This window comes from Streptomyces sp. B1I3, from assembly GCF_030816615.1.
GTDB lineage: Bacteria > Actinomycetota > Actinomycetes > Streptomycetales > Streptomycetaceae > Streptomyces.
The window spans coordinates 5,451,281-5,467,149 of record NZ_JAUSYD010000001.1 but is presented as its reverse complement, the minus strand read 5'-3'; the positions used below and the strand labels follow the sequence as shown (position 1 = coordinate 5,467,149).

Here is a 15,869-nt window from a genome sequence, read left to right as displayed (position 1 = left end):
CGACTACTTCCCGTTGCGGCCGTCACGGCCCTCTGCGTTGTCGTACTTCTCGTACGCGTCGACGATACGGCCGACCAGCTTGTGCCGGACGACATCCTGGGAGGTGAGCCGGGAGAAGTGCACGTCGTCCAGGCCTTCCAGGATCTCCTGGACCTGGCGCAGGCCGCTCTTCGTGCCGCTCGGCAGGTCGACCTGGGTGACGTCACCGGTGATGACGATCTTCGAGTCGAAGCCGAGCCGGGTGAGGAACATCTTCATCTGCTCGGCGCTGGTGTTCTGCGCCTCGTCGAGGATGATGAAGGCGTCGTTCAGCGTGCGGCCCCGCATGTACGCCAGTGGCGCGACCTCTATCGTGCCCGCGGCCATGAGCCGGGGGATGGAGTCGGGGTCGAGCATGTCGTGCAGCGCGTCGTAGAGCGGGCGCAGATACGGGTCGATCTTGTCGAAGAGCGTGCCGGGCAGAAAGCCGAGCCGCTCCCCCGCCTCGACGGCGGGCCTGGTCAGGATGATCCGGCTGACCTGCTTGGACTGCAGGGCCTGGACCGCCTTGGCCATCGCGAGGTAGGTCTTGCCGGTGCCCGCGGGGCCGATACCGAAGACAATGGTGTGCTTGTCGATGGCGTCGACGTAGCGCTTCTGGTTGAGCGTCTTGGGGCGGATCGTGCGGCCGCGGTTGGAGAGGATGTTCTGGGTCAGCACCTCCGCGGGGGTCTCGTCGCCGTCCCCGTCGCCATTGCCGCTCGCCCTGAGCATGGCGATCGAGCGTTCCACAGCGTCCTCCGTCATCGGCAGCCCCGTGCGGAGCACCAGCACCATCTCGTCGAACAGGCGCTGGATGAGAGCGACGTCCGCCGCGCTTCCAGTCGCACTGATCTCATTGCCCCGGACATGGATATCGACGGCCGGGAACGCCGTTTCGATCACGCGAAGCAGGGAGTCGCCCGATCCCAGGAGCATCACCATGGGGTGTGCGGCCGGGATCGTGATCTGGGCACGCGCCTGCGGCTGTGTGGGTGACTGAGTCATGGGCCGGCCCTCAGGCCTGCGCATACCTCCCTATGCAGGGCAGTCGCCGGTCGACGGCCTCTGGACTACAAGCGTACGACTCCCCACCGACAACACCGAGGGGTTTTACCGAGTGATCGTCCGCCGGTCGTCCCCGCGTCACTGCCGGAAGCCGATCGTGGGTACGGCCCGGCGCAGCGGCCACCCCCGGCTCGCGGCCGGCAGCAGTTCGTCGAGGAACGCGTACCGCTCCAGTGCCGCCGGGTCCTGGCCGGCGCAGGTGCGCACGCGCTGCCACCAGGCGGCGACCTCCGCCCAGCCGGGGGCGGACAGCGATCCGCCGAATTCCTGCACCGAGAGGGCCGCGGTGAGTCCGGCGAAGGCGAGGCGGTCGGCGAGCGGCCAGCCGGCCAGGGTGCCGGTGACGAACCCGGCGACGAAGACGTCGCCCGCTCCGGTGGGGTCCAGGGCCTCCACCTCGATGGCGGGCACCTCGGCGGCGGTCCCGGCCTCCCGGTCCACCGCGTACGCGCCCTGCGCACCCAGGGTGACGACGGCGAGCGGCACCCGCTCGGCCAGGGCGTGGGCCGCCGCGCGGGGGCAGTCGGTGCGGGTGTAACGCATCGCCTCCTCGGCGTTGGGGAGGAAGGCCTGGCAGTGTTCGAGGTCGGGCAGCGCGTCCAGGTCCCAGCGGCCGGTCTCGTCCCAGCCGACGTCGGCGAAGACGAGAGCGCCGTTGCGGGCCGCGCCGGCCACCCACGGCTCCCTGCGGCCGGGGGTCAGCGAGGCGATGGCGGCACGGGCACGCGGCGGGCAGTGCGGGAAGCTCCGGCCGGGCACGGCGGAGCCGGCGGGGGCGGGCGCCTCGTGGCCGTGCGAGACCATGGTGCGCTCGCCCTCGTACGCCATGGAGACGGTGACCGGCGAGTGCCATCCGGGAACCGTGCGCGACATCGAGAGGTCGATGCCCTCGCCCTGTTCGAGGGCGTCCCAGCAGTACTCCCCGTAGTGGTCCTCGCCGAACGCCGCGGCCAGCGACGTGTGGAGTCCGAGCCGGGCGAGCGCGGTGGCCATGTTGGCGACGCCTCCGGGGCTGGAGCCCATGCCCCGGGCCCACGACTCGGTGCCGCGGACTGGTGCGCTGTCCAGACCGGTGAAGATGATGTCCAGGAAGACCGTGCCCGTCAGGAAGACGTCGCAGGCGGGGTCCTGCGGAGCCCGCAGCCCGAGCAGGGGGTCGAGCAGCTGGTCGATGCGTGCGTCGTCTGTGCTCACCGTGCGCTCCCGGCCGTGGTCGATCTGGACAGTGCGAGACCCGGCCAGTGTGCCGGAAGACCGGGGGTGTTCGGCGGGTCCGCACCGCCTCGGGCATTCTCGCTCCGACCTGCGTAAACATCCGCTGTTACCCGGACGCAAAGTGCGTAAACCCGGAAGTGACCCAGATCACATCAGGGCAGCTTTCCGTCCGCTGTGCGCGCTTGATACAAATTGGCCCGCGAGCACCGTTCGGGACAGTGACGACAAGTGCCGCGTCTCCCGCTTTTCCTCGCTTCACCCTCCCCTGCCTCGTTTTCCCCCCGCTTCACCCTCCCCTGCCTCATTTCTTTTCGCTCCACTCCCCCCTGCCTTCTTCCGCCTCTTCTGGCATGTCCTCAGGAACGCCCAATGTCCTCGCGCCCGCGCGCCGCGTGGCCCCTGGTCGCCGTGTTCACCGCCGGTTACCTCGCCGCCTATCTGCTCCCCACCATCGTCGGCCGTCTCGGCGTCCACCTGGGGCTGAGTTCCGCCCAGGCCGGCCTGGTCGGCAGTGCCCTCCTGCTGAGTTCCGCATCGGCCGGTTTCGCCCTGGCGGGACGCGTCGAGCGGTACGGCTCGCGCAGACTCGCGCGCGCCGGGCTGGTGCTGGCGGTGCTGGGATACGGCTGTGCGGCGCTGACCGGCTCGGTGCCGCTGGTGGTCGCCGGCGTGGTGATCGGCGGGCTCGGCTCGGGTACGGCGACCGCGGTCGCGGCGGCCGGCATCGCCACGCAGCGCGATCCGCACCGGACCTCGTCGCTGGGGCTGCTGAGCGTCTCGGCGACGGCGGGCGCCCTCTACCTGACGGTCCCTCACCTGGGCGGCGGCCACCGGCTGCCCTTCGCCTCGATCGCCCTGGTCGCCCTCCTCGTCTGGCCGGCCACCTCACGGCTGGGCGGCTCCCTGCCCGCGGGCGCGGCCACGTCCGGCGGGGGACGGCTGCCGCACCGGCGCTCGGGACTGGTGCTCGCGGGCGGGATGCTCGTCTGGTCCATGGCACAGAACGCCCTGTGGGGGGTGAGCAGCCGCATCGGTGTCGCGCAGGTGGGGCTCTCCGAGGTGACGGTCGGCGCGGTGTTCGCCGCGGCGCTCGGGGCCGGCCTGCTCGGTGTCATGGGCGCCGGCATGCTGGGTGCGCGGCTCGGACGGGCGGTGCCGATCGGCGTCGGGACGATGATCATCGCGGCGAGCATCGTGCTCAGCTCGTCGGCCCAGGACATCGACTCGTTCGCGACCGGCGAGATCGTGTGGAACACCTTCTACCCGGTGGTCCTGTCCTACCTGATCGGCCTGGCCGCCTCGCTGGACGTGCGTGGCCGCTGGGCGGTCCTCGCGGGCTCGGCGGCGTCCGTCGGTACGGCGTGCGGCCCCGTCCTCGGCAGTGTGCTCTCGGAGCAGGCGGGCTACGCGGTGATGGGCCTGATCCTGGGGGCGGCCACGCTCCTGGTCGCCGCCCCGGTCACCGCCGTCGCGCTGCACACCGGTGGCCGCCCGCTGGTGCCCGGCTCGGTACGCCGCCGTGGCGGCGCCCCCGCCGCGCTGCTCGCGGCCACGACCGGCAGCCTGCCCGGCGCGGTTCCCAAGCTGGGTGCGCCGGAGCAGGCGGTCACGGAGATCAGCGTGCCCGGGCTGCGCCGCCGGCGGCCGGTCAGGAGCGCGTTCCGTGCGGCCGGTCCCGCGGGTGGAGCCGGTCAGTCGAACGCGTACGCCTCGACCTCGGAGAGGTAACGCGCCCTGCGCTCCTCGTCGTGGTCGAGGAAAGCCGCCTCGAAGGAGTTGCGCGCCAGGGTGCGCAGCTGCTCGCGGTCCAGGCCGAGGGCCTCGTGGACGGCGTGGAAGGTGTCCCCGGCGTAACCGCCGAAGTAGGCGGGGTCGTCGGAGTTCACCGTGCAGAGCAGTCCGGCGGCCATCATGGCCGGCAACGGGTGCTCCTCCAACACGTCGACCGCGCGCAGCCGTACGTTGGACAGCGGGCAGAGCGTGAGCGGTACCCGCTCGGCGACCAGCCGCTTCACCAGCTCCGGGTCCTCCATGCAGCGCAGCCCGTGGTCGACGCGTTCGACGCCCAGGACGTCCAGGGCCTCGGTGATGTAGGCGGGCGGCCCCTCCTCGCCGGCGTGGGCCACCTTGCGCAGGCCGAGCGCGCCGGCCGCCTCGTACACCTCACGGAACTTGGCGGGCGGGTGGCCGACCTCCGCGGAGTCGAGGCCGACGCCGCTGATCCGGTGCAGGTACGGCCCGGCGGCCTCCAGCGTCTCCATCGCCGACTCCGCGGACTTGTCGCGCAGGAAGCACATGATGAGCTGGGTCGAGACGCCGTGCGTCTCCTCGCTGCGCTCCAGTGCCCTGCCGAGTCCCTCGATCACGGTGCCGATCGGGACGCCTCGGTCGGTGTGGGCCTGCGGGTCGAAGAAGATCTCCGCGTGCCGGACGCCCTGGGCGGCCGCGCGGGCGAGGTAGGCGTCGGCCAGTTCGGCGAAGTCGTCCTCGGTGCGCAGCACGGCCATGAGGGCGTAGTAGAGGTCGAGGAAGCTCTGCAGGTCCTCGAAGAGGTAGGCGGTGCGCAGCTCTTCGGTGTCCGCGTAGGGCAGGTCCACGCCGTTGCGTGCGGCGAGGGCGAAGGCCAGCTCGGGTTCGAGGGTCCCTTCGATGTGGAGGTGGAGCTCTGCTTTGGGGAGGTGCACGGTGTTCTCGTCACTGGTGTCGGGTCGGTACGGGGATCGTGATCAGGTCCTGCGCGATGGTCAGTTCGCCATCGAAGCCGGCTGCCCTGGCCTGGCGCTCGAAGGCGCCGGGGTCGGTGTAGCGCTGCGAGAAGTGCGTCAGCACCAGGTGCCGCACGCCCGCCTCCTTCGCCACCCGTGCCGCCTGTCCGGCGGTGAGGTGACCGTGGTCGGCGGCGAGGCGGCTGTCCTCGTCGAGGAAGGTCGACTCGATGACCAGCATGTCGCACCCGTCGGCGAGCGCGAACGCGCCGTCGCAGAGCCGGGTGTCCATGACGAAGGCGAACCGCTGTCCGCGACGGTGTTCGGACACCTCCTCGAGAGTGACGCCACGCAGGGCGCCCTCGCGCTGGAGCCGTCCGACGTCCGGGCCGCCGATTCCGTGCTCGGCGAGCTTCGCGGGCAGCATGCGCCGCCGGTCGGGTTCGGTGAGGCGGTAGCCGTAGGACTCGACCGGGTGCGAGAGCCGGTGGCTGTCCAGGGTGTACGCGTCCGTGGTGGCCAGGATGCCGTCCGCGGCGACGGGTGCCTCGGCCAGCTCGACGGACTGGCGGTAGGCCGTCGCGTACCGCAGCCGGTCGAAGAACTGCTGTCCACCGGCCGGGAAATGCGCGGTGACGGGGTGCGGGACCTGGTCGAGGTTTATCCGCTGGATCACCCCGGCCAGGCCGAGCGAGTGGTCGCCGTGGAAGTGCGTGACGCAGATCCGGTTGATGTCGTGCGCGGCGACGCCCGCCCTCAGCATCTGGCGCTGGGTCCCCTCGCCCGGGTCGAAGAGAATGCCTTCGCCGTCCCAGCGCAGCAGGTAGCCGTTGTGGTTGCGGTGGCGTGTCGGCACCTGGCTGGCGGTGCCGAGGACCACGAGTTCTCGTACGGACACGGTGTGCGGACCGTCCTAGCCGGGGGGCCACTGCATCCCGCGGCCACCCAGGACGTGGGCGTGCGCGTGGAACACGGTCTGTCCGGCACCCGAGCCGGTGTTGAGGACGATGCGGTAGCCCGTCCCGGCGATTCCCTCGTCCGCGGCGACGAGACCGGCCTCACGCAGCACGTCGGCGGCGATCTGGGGCTCGGCCGCGGCGAGTGCGGCAGCGTCCGGGTGGTGCGCCTTGGGGATGACCAGGACGTGGGTGGGGGCCTGGGGATTTATGTCGCGAAAGGCGACGGTCGTGTCGCTCTCGCGGACGATGGTCGCCGGGATGTCACCCGTAACGATCCTGCAGAACAGGCAGTCGGTCTGCGGCTCTCCCGCCATGGCCGGGCCTCCTCGGTCGTCTCTTTCGGTGATCGTGCTCCGTGCCGGTCGTACCGATCGGAGCCGGCGGTCCTGCTCGGTGCGCGGGGTCTGATCAGTACACCGGCATGCTATCGGGCCGCGCACGCCCGGCGTCCCCGGCCACCGGGCGCGCCGGTACGGCTCGGCGACGGCCCGGACCGTGCTCTCAGCCCCAGCGCCCGGTGCGCCCCATCAGCAGCGCGGCGGCGGCCGTCCCCGCCGTCGAGGTGCGCAGCACACTGGGACCGAGCCGGTAGGGCGGGGCTCCCGCGGCGGCGAAGGCGGCGAGCTCCTGGGGGGAGACTCCGCCTTCCGGGCCCACCACCAGCACGATGGAGCCCCGGTCGGGGAGCGCCGCGGTGGCGAGCGGCGCGCTGCCGGTCTCCCGGTCCTCGTGCAGGACGCCCGCGAAGTCCGCGGTGGCCAGCAGCGCGGCGACCTGCTTGGTCGACATGACCTCCGCGACCTCGGGGAACCTCACCCGGCGTGACTGCTTCCCCGCCTCGCGGGCGGTACTGCGCCACTTGGCCAGGGACTTGAGTCCCCGGTCGCCCTTCCACTGCGTGATGCACCGTGACGCCTGCCAGGGGACGATCGCGTCGACGCCCGTCTCGGTCATCGTCTCGACCGCGAGTTCCCCGCGGTCCCCCTTGGGCAGGGCCTGGACGACGGTGACGAACGGCGTGGGCGCCGGCTCCTCGTGCACCGGGTCCAGACCGGTGACGAGCAGACGGTCCTTGCCCTCCGCCGCTCGTACGACCCCTTCGGCCCAGCGGCCCCGTCCGTCGGTCAGGACGACGTCCTCCCCCGGGTTCAGCCGCTTCACGGAGACGGCGTGCCGCCCCTCGGGCCCTTCCAGGGCGAACTCCGGTCCGCTGGGCATGTGTTCGACGACGAAGACCGGTGCCGTCATCGGGCATCCCTCCCACTCACTGCCGCACGCGCGGCTTCCATTTCGGCGGCGAGCAGTTCCACGAGTTCCCCGGCGGGCAGCTCGCGTGCCATCCGGTGCCCCTGGCCCGCCCACAGGGCCATGCCCTGGGCGTCCCCGACTTCGGCGGCGGCCTTGCGCAGCCCACTGGTCAGCTGGTGCACCTGCGGATAGGCGGCGGGGGCGTACCGGCCGTGCTCACGTACGAAGCGGTTGACCAGCCCTCGCGCCGGACGGCCGGAGAAGGCCCGGGTCAGGGCGGTCGTCACGAACAGCGGGTTGGTCAGGGCCTGCTTGTGCAGCGGGTGGGCCCCCGACTCGGGGCAGGCCAGGAACGCCGTCCCGAGTTGCGCCGCGTCCGCGCCGGCCGCCAGCACGGACGTGATCTGGGAGCCGCGCATCAGCCCGCCGGCAGCCACGAGGGGCAACCCGACGGTTTCGCGGACCTCGGCGACCAGGGTGAGGAGCCCGGTGCCGGTGAGACCGCCCTGGGGATCGTCCCGGTGCGTGGACCGGTGCCCGCCCGCCTCGGCGCCCTGGACGCAGACCGCCTGGGCGCCCGCCCACTGCGCGTTGCGCGCCTCCTGCGGGGAGGTGACCGTCACGACGGTGAAGGTACCGGCCTGGGCGAAGGCGTCGAGCACCTCGCGGGTGGGGCAGCCGAAGGTGAAGGAGACGACGGGTACGGGATCCTCGAGCAGGATCGCGACCTTGGCCTCGTATCCGTCGTCGCCGCTGGAGTCGGGGTCGCCGAGCGGGGTCTCGTACCAGGAGGCCTCACCCGCGAGCTGGTGGCGGTACACCTCGACGGCGCTCGGGTCTGCGAGCAGGGGCTGCGGCATGAACAGGTTGACGCCGAAGGCCCCGCCGGTCAGCCGGCGCAGCTGTTCGACCTCGTTGTACATCCCGTCCGCGGTCTTGTAGCCGGCGGCGAGGAAACCGAGCCCCCCGGCCTCGGTGACGGCCCCGGCCAGATGCGGGCCGGAGACCCCGCTGGCCATCGGGGCCTGCACGATCGGATACCGGCAGAGATCGGTCAGCGCCAAGGACATGACCGCATCGTGCCACGTCCCGCGCACCGTGCCGAATCAGCCGTTTTACGCAGCCCCGGCCTCCCTCGCCAGCCGGCCGGTCCGCCGGCAGGCGGGACCTCCCGCACGCGGCACCGCCCGCCGGTACGGGACCGGCGGGCGGTGCGGTGGTGCGGTGCGGGCGGGCGCTTCAGCTGCCTCCCGGCATCGGGCGGCGGTCTGCACCGCCCTGTCCGGCGTCCGGTGTCAGCGGCCGTTGAAAGCGTCCTTCAACCGGGAGAAAAGGCCTTGCTGCCCTGGCTGGAACTGGCCGGTGGGGCGCTCCTCACCGCGCAGCTTCGCCAGCTCCCGCAGGAGGTGCTCCTGTTCGGGGTCCATCTTCATCGGAGTGGTGACCTCGACGTGCACGATGAGGTCCCCGCGCCCGCCGCCTCGCAGATGCGTGATGCCGCGCCCGTGCAGCGGGACCGACTGGCCGGACTGGGTGCCCGGCCGGATGTCGATCTCCTCCAGGCCGTCCAGCGTCTCCAGCGGCACCTGGGTGCCGAGTGCCGCAGCCGTCATGGGGATGGTGACCGTGCAGTGCAGATCGTCGCCGCGCCGCTGGAACACCGCGTGCGACAGCTCGTGGATCTCGACGTACAGGTCACCGGCAGGGCCGCCGCCGGGGCCGACCTCGCCCTCGCCCGCGAGCTGGATACGCGTGCCGTTGTCGACGCCCGCGGGAATCTTCACGGTGAGGGTGCGCCGCGAACGGATGCGGCCGTCGCCGGCGCACTCGGGGCACGGGGTCGGCACGACCGTACCGAAGCCCTGGCACTGCGGGCAGGGCCGCGAGGTCATGACCTGGCCGAGGAAGGACCGGGTGACCTGGGAGACCTCGCCACGGCCGCGGCACATGTCACAGGTCTGCGCGGAGGTGCCGGGAGCGGCGCCCTCGCCACTGCAGGTCGTGCAGACGACCGCCGTGTCGACCTGGATGTCCTTGGTCGTGCCGAAGGCCGCCTCGTTGAGGTCGATCTCCAGCCGGATCATGGCGTCCTGGCCGCGCCTGGTCCGCGAACGCGGTCCGCGCTGCGTGGCGTTGCCGAAGAACGCGTCCATGATGTCGCTGAAGTTGCCGAAGCCGCCGGCCCCGAAACCGCCCGCGCCACCGCCGCCGCCCGAGGCGGACAGCGGGTCGCCGCCGAGGTCGTAGACCTGCTTCTTCTGCGGGTCCGACAGCACCTCGTAAGCGGCGTTGATCTCCTTGAACCGCTCCTGGGTCTTCGGATCCGGGTTGACATCCGGGTGCAGCTCGCGGGCGAGCCTGCGGAATGCCTTCTTGATCTCGTCCTGAGATGCGTCGCGGCGCACGCCGAGTACGGCGTAGTAGTCCGTGGCCACTTACGACTCCGCCAGGATCTGTCCGACGTAACGTGCCACTGCGCGTACCGCTCCCATCGTTCCGGGGTAGTCCATGCGGGTCGGTCCGACCACGCCGAGTTTGGCGACTGCCTCGTCGCCCGAACCGTAGCCGACCGCGACGACGGATGTGGAGTTGAGGCCTTCGTGGGCGTTCTCGTGCCCGATCCGTACGGTCATGCCTGAGTCCGTCGCCTCACCGAGCAGCTTCAGCAGCACGACCTGCTCCTCCAGTGCCTCCAGCACCGGCCGGATCATCACAGGGAAGTCGTGCCCGAAGCGGGTGAGGTTGGAGGTGCCGCCGATGATGAGCCGCTCCTCCGTCTCTTCGACCAGAGTCTCGAGAAGGACGGAGAGCACCGTGGACACGGTTCCCCGGTCCTCGCTCTCGAAGGACTCCGGCAGGTCCTGCACCAGACGCGGGACATCCGCGAAGCGGCGTCCCACGACCCGGCTGTTGAGCCGGGCCCGCAGGTCGGCCAGGGAGGTGTCACCGAACGGTGCAGGGCAGTCGATCATACGCTGTTCGACACGGCCCGTGTCCGTGATCAGTACGAGCATCAGCCTGGCCGGGGCCAGTGACAGCAGCTCCACGTGCCGCACCGTCGAGCGGGTCAGCGAGGGGTACTGCACGACGGCGACCTGCCGGGTCAGCTGCGCGAGCAGCCTGACCGTGCGGCCCACGACGTCGTCGAGGTCGACCGCGCCGTCGAGGAAATTCTGGATGGCCCGGCGTTCCGGCGACGACAGGGGCTTGACGCCCGCGAGCTTGTCGACGAAAAGACGGTAGCCCTTGTCCGTGGGGATGCGCCCCGCACTGGTGTGCGGCTGGGCGATGAAGCCCTCGTCCTCCAGTACTGCCATGTCGTTGCGGACAGTGGCCGGGGAGACTCCCAGGCTGTGCCGCTCGGTGAGCGCCTTGGAGCCGACCGGCTCCTCGGTGCCGACATAGTCCTGGACGATGGCGCGCAGCACTTCGAGTCTGCGTTCACTGAGCACCGCGCACACCTCCAGCTGTGGTTCTCCGGTGTCTGCCTGGCACTCTGCGCTTTCGAGTGCCAGCAATTCCCCCGGCCAGTGTACGGGGGCGGAGTGGTACCTGGGCAAGGGCGACCGGCCATGCCGTCGCGGGACTGCGCAGGTCGTTGCCGATAGCGTCGCCGTATGGACGTCTCTTGGGAAGAGTTCGGCTGGGAGCGGTTGGGCAACGGCACGGGGCGCCGGCGCCTTCCTGTCTGGGACGCGACGGTCTCCCTGGTGGTCGGAGCGGACGCCGTGCTGCTCCACGACACCGGCTCGTCGCTCCGGGAGGGGGTCGAACTGCGGACCCAGGTGCAGGGCCTCCTCGGCCGCAGGGTGACGCATATCGCACTCAGCCACCCGCACTTCGATCACGTACTGGGCACCGCCGCCTTCGCCGGGGCGGAGGTCTACGGCGCGGTCGGCACGGCAGAACTGCTCAGGCACGGCGCCGGGGAACTGCGCGAGGACGCGGTGCGTCACGGGCTGAGCGAGCACGACGCCGTCACCGCGACGGACGTGCTGGTACCGCCGCGGCATCAGGTGAGCGGTGAGTGGACCCTGGATCTGGGCGACGGCCTGCAGGTACTGCTGGCGAACGTGGGCCCGGGGCACAGCGGCCACGACCTGGCGGTGCTGGTGCCGGGCTCACCCGTCGTGGTGCTCTGCGGGGATCTGGTCGAGGAGTCCGGCGAGCCGCAGGCGGGCCCGGACGCCGTCACCACACACTGGCCGGCCGCCCTGGACCGGTTGCTGGAGCTGGGCGGCGAGGACGCGCTGTACGTGCCGGGGCACGGGGCGGTCGTGGACGCCGCGTTCGTCCGGGCGCAGCGCGACGGGCTGGCCCGCCGGTTCGGCGTGTCGTGAGGGGGCTCCCTGCCCGTCCTGCCGTGAACACGTCTCCTGCGCCGGCGTGCCGTTTATCGTCGTGCCATGCGCAGCTATCAGCCGGATCTGACCCCGCCGTGGAAGAGGTCCGCCACCGTTCCCGAGGTACCCGCCGAGCCCGATCTGGTCGTGGAGGAGGTCTCCACCGGCTTCTGCGGAGCGGTGATCCGGTGCGAGAAGACGGCCCAGGGGCCCACGGTCACGCTGGAGGACCGGTTCGGCAAGCACCGGGTGTTCCCGATGGAGCCTCGCGGTTTCCTGCTGGAGGGCAGGGTGGTCACCCTCGTACGGCCCTCGGCCGGGGGACCCGCCCGTCCGGCCCGTACGGCCTCCGGTTCGCTGGCCGTCCCGGGGGCACGGGCCCGTGTGGCGCGGGCGGGCCGCATCTACGTGGAGGGCCGCCACGACGCCGAGCTGGTCGAGCGGGTCTGGGGCGACGACCTGCGCATCGAGGGCGTGGTCGTGGAGTACCTGGAGGGCATCGACGACCTGCCCGCGATCGTCCGCGAGTTCGGGCCGGGCCCGGACGCCCGTCTGGGGGTGCTGGTCGACCACCTGGTGCCCGGGTCGAAGGAGTCGCGTATCGCCGCCCAGGTCACGGACGGGAACGTGCTGGTCGTGGGACACCCGTACATCGACGTCTGGGAGGCGGTGAAACCGTCGTCCGTGGGCATCGCGGGCTGGCCGGTGGTGCCGCGCGGCGAGGACTGGAAGACGGGGGTGTGCCGTGCGCTGGGTTGGCCGGAGAACACGGGTGCGGCGTGGCAGCACATCCTGTCCCGGGTCGGTTCCTACAAGGACCTGGAACCGCAGTTGCTCGGCCGCGTCGAGGAGCTGATCGACTTCGTCACCCTTCCGGCCTGAACGCCAGGGCGGAGGGCCTGCGCGCCGAGGGCCGCAGGGGCTACGCGCCGGGGGCCGCAGGGGCTACGCGCCGGGGGCAGCGCCGGGCCCGCCCGCCGGGCGGGGCCGGCACCCGGAACCGGGCCCGGTGCTGCCTGGGTCCGGTACGGCCCGGGTCCGCCGGGGAGCCGGTGCGGCCCGGGTCCGCCCGGGAGCTGGTGCGGGCCTCAGTCCACCAGGTCCCGCACCACGGCGTCGGCGAGCAGCCGCCCGCGCAGGGTGAGGACCGCGCGACCCTCGCCGTACGGGCCGGGCTCCAGCAGCCCGTCCGTCACGGCCCGGCCGGCCGCCGCGAGCCCGGCGGGCGCCAGCAGCGACAGGGGGCACCCCTCGACGAGGCGCAGCTCCAGCAGGATGCGCTCGACCCGGCGGTCCTCCTCGCCGAGGATCTCCCGACCGGCCCCGGGCGAACGCCCTTCGGCCAGAGCCTGCGCGTACGCCCCGGGGTGCTTCACGTTCCACCAGCGCACGCCGCCGACGTGGCTGTGCGCCCCCGGCCCGGCGCCCCACCAGTCGGCGCCGCGCCAGTACAGCTCGTTGTGCAGGCAGCGGCCCTCGGGCGTACGGGACCAGTTCGACACCTCGTACCAGGAGAAACCTGCGGCCGCCATCGCCTCGTCGGCGATCAGGTAGCGGTCGGCGTGGACGTCGTCGTCCGTCATCGGCACCTCGCCGCGCCGGATGCGCCGGGCGAGCTGGGTGCCTTCCTCGACGATCAGCGCGTAGGCCGAGACGTGGTCCGGACCGGCCCCGATCGCCGCGTCCAGGGAGGCCCGCCAGTCGTCGTCGGACTCCCCCGGGGTGCCGTAGATCAGATCGAGGTTGACGTGCTCGAAGCCGGCCGCGCGCGCCTCGGCGACGCAGGCCTCGGGCCTGCCCGGCGTGTGGGTGCGGTCCAGGACCTTCAGGACGTGCTGCCGGGCGCTCTGCATGCCGAAGGAGACACGGTTGAAGCCACCGTCGCGCAGCGCCGACAGATATGCCGGATCGACGGACTCGGGATTGGCCTCCGTGGTGATCTCGGCGTCGTCCGCGAGCCCGAACTCCTCCCGGATCGCGGCGAGCATCCGGACGAGGTCGGCGGCGGGGAGCAGGGTGGGCGTACCGCCGCCGACGAAGACGGTACGGACCGGCCGCGGGTCGTCGCCGAGCACCTTTCGGGCCTGACGGACCTCCTCGACCAGGTGGGCCGCGTAGTTGTCCCGTGAGGCCAGGGCGCCGCCGGAACCGCGCAGCTCCGTCGCGGTGTACGTGTTGAAGTCGCAGTAGCCGCAGCGGGTGGCGCAGTAGGGCACGTGCAGGTAGAAGCCGAGCGGCCGGCCGGCGGCGCCTTCCAGGGCATGGCGGGGCAGTGCCCCGTCGTCGGGCACGGGCTCACCATCGGGCAGTACGGAAGGCATACCGTCCATTGTCACTCGCCCGCGGAGTTCCCCGGTCCACGCTCCGTTCAGTCGACCTGGAGCACGAGCAGCGCCAGGTCGTCGTCGGGCGGGCGCTCGGCGAAGGCGTGGACGGCCCGCTTGATCCGGTCGGCGATCCCGTCGGCGGACAGCCCGGCGCAGTCGGCCAGCACCCGCGCGAGGCCGTCGCCGTCGTCGAACATCAGCCGTCCGGAGCGCCGCTCCGTCACCCCGTCGGTGACGCAGAGAAGGCTGTCGCCCGGGGCCAGGTCGAAGCTCTGGCTCTCGTACGCCACGTCCTCGACGACCCCGAGCAGCACCTGCGACTCGGCGGCCGTGCGCACGGAGCCGTCGGGTCGCAGCAGCAGCGGGAGCGGATGGCCGGCGCTCGCCACGGTGCAGCGCACACCGCCGTCCGGGAGCGGGACGATGTCACCGTAGAGCAGGGACAGGAAGCGGGACTGGGAGCCGTCCGGGGTCTGCAGGCCGTCCTGCATCCGCAGGCCGTCCTGGATCTGCTGCCCGCCCGCCGCCGCGACCATCAGCGCGGCGGCCTCGGCGGCCTCCATCGCGTCGTCCAGGAGGAGCCGGTTGAGCCGGTCGAGCACCTCACCGACGCGGAAGCCCTCGCGGGACAGCAGGCGCAGCCACGGCCGGGCGAGCCCGGTCACGACGGCGGCCTCGGGACCGCTTCCCTGGACGTCGCCGAGCACGAAGCACCAGCGGCCGCCGGGGCACGGGAAGAGGTCGTAGAAGTCGCCGCCGACCACACCGTCGTCACCGGGTTCGTACACCAGTGCGCTGGTGACCCCGGGTATCTCGGCCACCTTGCTGGGCAGCAGTCCGCGCTGGAGGATGCGGCTGATGGTGGCCTGGCGGGTGTACGCGCGGGCGGCGCCCACGGCGAGGCCGACGCGGCGCACGAAGTCCGCGATGAGGGCGGCCACTTCTTCGGGGATCTGGGCGACGTCCTCGCGGCCCACGAGTACGGCGCCGAGCGTGCGGCCGCCCGAGGTGATGCGGTGGGCGAGCGCGGCGCCGGTGCCGCTCCCGCGCTCCGGCGTGGCGTCGCCGGGCCACGGCACGGGAACGGGGGCGGTGCCGACACTGCCGGGTAAGCGGAGCGGTTCCTTCTCCAGAGCCGGGCGCAGCTGCTCCCTCCCCGCCTCGTCGCTGTGCCAGACCCCTGCCAGCCGTGGTGCGGCGGCAGGGCCGGCACCGTCGCTCTCCAGCCAGATCGCACACCAGTCCGCCAGCCGGGGCACGAGGAGCTGGCCCGCTATCGACGCCACGAGGTCCTCGTCGAGCTGGCCCGCGAGCAGGTCGGAGGCCTCGGCCAGGAAGGAGAGCGCCCCGCCGCCGGCCCAGCCCGCGTCGTCGCGGTCGGCACGCCGGGCCGCAGGGGCGAGGATCTCGGCGGCACGCAGACCACGCCGGCGGGCGGCCTCCTCGCTCGGCGACGGCTCGGGCAGGCCCTCCCAGTCGTCGGCGGGGAGGCGGGCCCAGACGGTCTTGAGGCCGGCGCGGTAGGTGATGCCCCACGACTCGGCGAGGGTGGCGACGAGCTGGAGGCCCCGGCCGTACTCGGCGGGATCCGGCCGCTCGGCCCGACCGTCGCGCACCGAACGGGCGGGGTGGTGGTCGGTGATCTCCAGCACCAGCGCGGCGGGTTCCTGCCCTGCCGCGTCCTCCAGCCTCAGGAGCAGCTCGACCGTCGTACCGGCGTGTACGACGGCGTTGGTCACCAGTTCGTTGGCGACGGTCACCGCGTCGTCGGCGAGCCGGTCACTGAACCCGCCGGTGGAAGGCAGGCCGAGCGCGGTCCAGTCGGCGAGTGCCGCACGGACGAACCGCCGGCCCGCGGAGGGGGCCAGCGGGATTCCGGGCAGGCTCGTACGCGTGACCAGACGCGGGTCGTCGCCCTGACCGGCGACGACGGATCCGGGACGGTGAACGATGTCCCGCTGCAAGGGAATGGGCCCCACGGTGCGG

14 protein-coding genes are annotated in these 15,869 nt (G+C 72.3%); 3 read left to right on the top strand and 11 right to left on the bottom strand.

What is annotated here, in order from left to right:
- Positions 1-3 precede the first annotated feature (3 nt).
- Together QFZ58_RS24830 and QFZ58_RS24825 are read right to left on the bottom strand one after the other, a co-directional pair.
- The gene (locus QFZ58_RS24830; protein WP_307127102.1) at positions 4-1,026 is read right to left on the bottom strand and encodes a PhoH family protein; all 1,023 of its coding nucleotides are present in this window, start codon (positions 1,024-1,026) and stop codon (positions 4-6) included.
- A 138-nt stretch (positions 1,027-1,164) separates the two neighbouring features.
- The gene (locus tag QFZ58_RS24825) at positions 1,165-2,280 is read right to left on the bottom strand and encodes a carbohydrate kinase family protein (RefSeq protein WP_307127101.1); all 1,116 of its coding nucleotides are present in this window, start codon (positions 2,278-2,280) and stop codon (positions 1,165-1,167) included.
- A gap of 390 nt (positions 2,281-2,670) precedes the next feature.
- Between QFZ58_RS24825 and QFZ58_RS24820 the strand changes: the two genes are divergently transcribed.
- Positions 2,671-4,029 carry an MFS transporter gene (locus tag QFZ58_RS24820; RefSeq protein WP_307127100.1) on the top strand — a complete coding sequence of 453 codons (1,359 nt, stop codon included), beginning with the start codon at positions 2,671-2,673 and terminating at the stop codon, positions 4,027-4,029.
- Here QFZ58_RS24820 and QFZ58_RS24815 read toward each other — a convergent pair.
- From QFZ58_RS24815 to hrcA, 7 genes are all read right to left on the bottom strand, one after another.
- Positions 3,993-4,985: an adenosine deaminase gene (locus tag QFZ58_RS24815; RefSeq protein ID WP_307127099.1), complete on the bottom strand. Its 993-nt coding sequence runs from the start codon at positions 4,983-4,985 to the stop codon at positions 3,993-3,995. The two genes, QFZ58_RS24820 and QFZ58_RS24815, sit on opposite strands and share 37 nt — an antisense overlap.
- A gap of 10 nt (positions 4,986-4,995) precedes the next feature.
- Positions 4,996-5,904 (bottom strand): ribonuclease Z, encoded by a 909-nt coding sequence (locus QFZ58_RS24810; protein ID WP_307127098.1) that lies wholly within the window; start codon positions 5,902-5,904, stop codon positions 4,996-4,998.
- 15 nt (positions 5,905-5,919) lie between these two features.
- Positions 5,920-6,279 carry a histidine triad nucleotide-binding protein gene (locus QFZ58_RS24805; RefSeq protein WP_307127097.1) on the bottom strand — a complete coding sequence of 120 codons (360 nt, stop codon included), beginning with the start codon at positions 6,277-6,279 and terminating at the stop codon, positions 5,920-5,922.
- A 187-nt stretch (positions 6,280-6,466) separates the two neighbouring features.
- On the bottom strand, positions 6,467-7,213 hold the full coding sequence (locus QFZ58_RS24800) for a 16S rRNA (uracil(1498)-N(3))-methyltransferase (RefSeq protein WP_307127096.1): 747 nt from the start codon (positions 7,211-7,213) through the stop codon (positions 6,467-6,469).
- On the bottom strand, positions 7,210-8,283 hold the full coding sequence (locus tag QFZ58_RS24795; protein WP_307127095.1) for a nitronate monooxygenase: 1,074 nt from the start codon (positions 8,281-8,283) through the stop codon (positions 7,210-7,212). The genes QFZ58_RS24800 and QFZ58_RS24795 overlap by 4 nt, the downstream gene beginning before the upstream one ends.
- A 225-nt stretch (positions 8,284-8,508) precedes the next feature.
- Positions 8,509-9,648 (bottom strand): molecular chaperone DnaJ, encoded by a 1,140-nt coding sequence (gene dnaJ, locus QFZ58_RS24790; protein WP_307127094.1) that lies wholly within the window; start codon positions 9,646-9,648, stop codon positions 8,509-8,511.
- Entirely contained in the window at positions 9,649-10,665 is a 1,017-nt protein-coding gene (hrcA, locus tag QFZ58_RS24785; RefSeq protein WP_307127093.1) for a heat-inducible transcriptional repressor HrcA, read from the bottom strand.
- 165 nt (positions 10,666-10,830) lie between these two features.
- On the opposite strand from hrcA, the gene QFZ58_RS24780 reads away from it, so the two are divergent.
- Positions 10,831-11,553 (top strand): MBL fold metallo-hydrolase, encoded by a 723-nt coding sequence (locus tag QFZ58_RS24780; RefSeq protein ID WP_307127092.1) that lies wholly within the window; start codon positions 10,831-10,833, stop codon positions 11,551-11,553.
- A 66-nt stretch (positions 11,554-11,619) separates the two neighbouring features.
- A complete protein-coding gene (locus QFZ58_RS24775; protein WP_307127091.1) occupies positions 11,620-12,438 on the top strand; it encodes a DUF3097 domain-containing protein in 819 nt (272 codons plus the stop codon).
- Between the two features lie 206 nt (positions 12,439-12,644).
- Here the strand turns inward: QFZ58_RS24775 and hemW are convergent, their stop codons facing one another.
- Both hemW and QFZ58_RS24765 read right to left on the bottom strand, forming a co-directional pair.
- Complete coding sequence (gene hemW, locus QFZ58_RS24770) at positions 12,645-13,877, bottom strand: radical SAM family heme chaperone HemW (RefSeq protein ID WP_307127090.1); 1,233 nt, start codon at positions 13,875-13,877, stop codon at positions 12,645-12,647.
- Positions 13,878-13,924: 47 nt separating this feature from the next.
- Complete coding sequence (locus QFZ58_RS24765; RefSeq protein WP_307127089.1) at positions 13,925-15,862, bottom strand: ATP-binding SpoIIE family protein phosphatase; 1,938 nt, start codon at positions 15,860-15,862, stop codon at positions 13,925-13,927.
- Between the last annotated feature and the right edge of the window lie 7 nt (positions 15,863-15,869).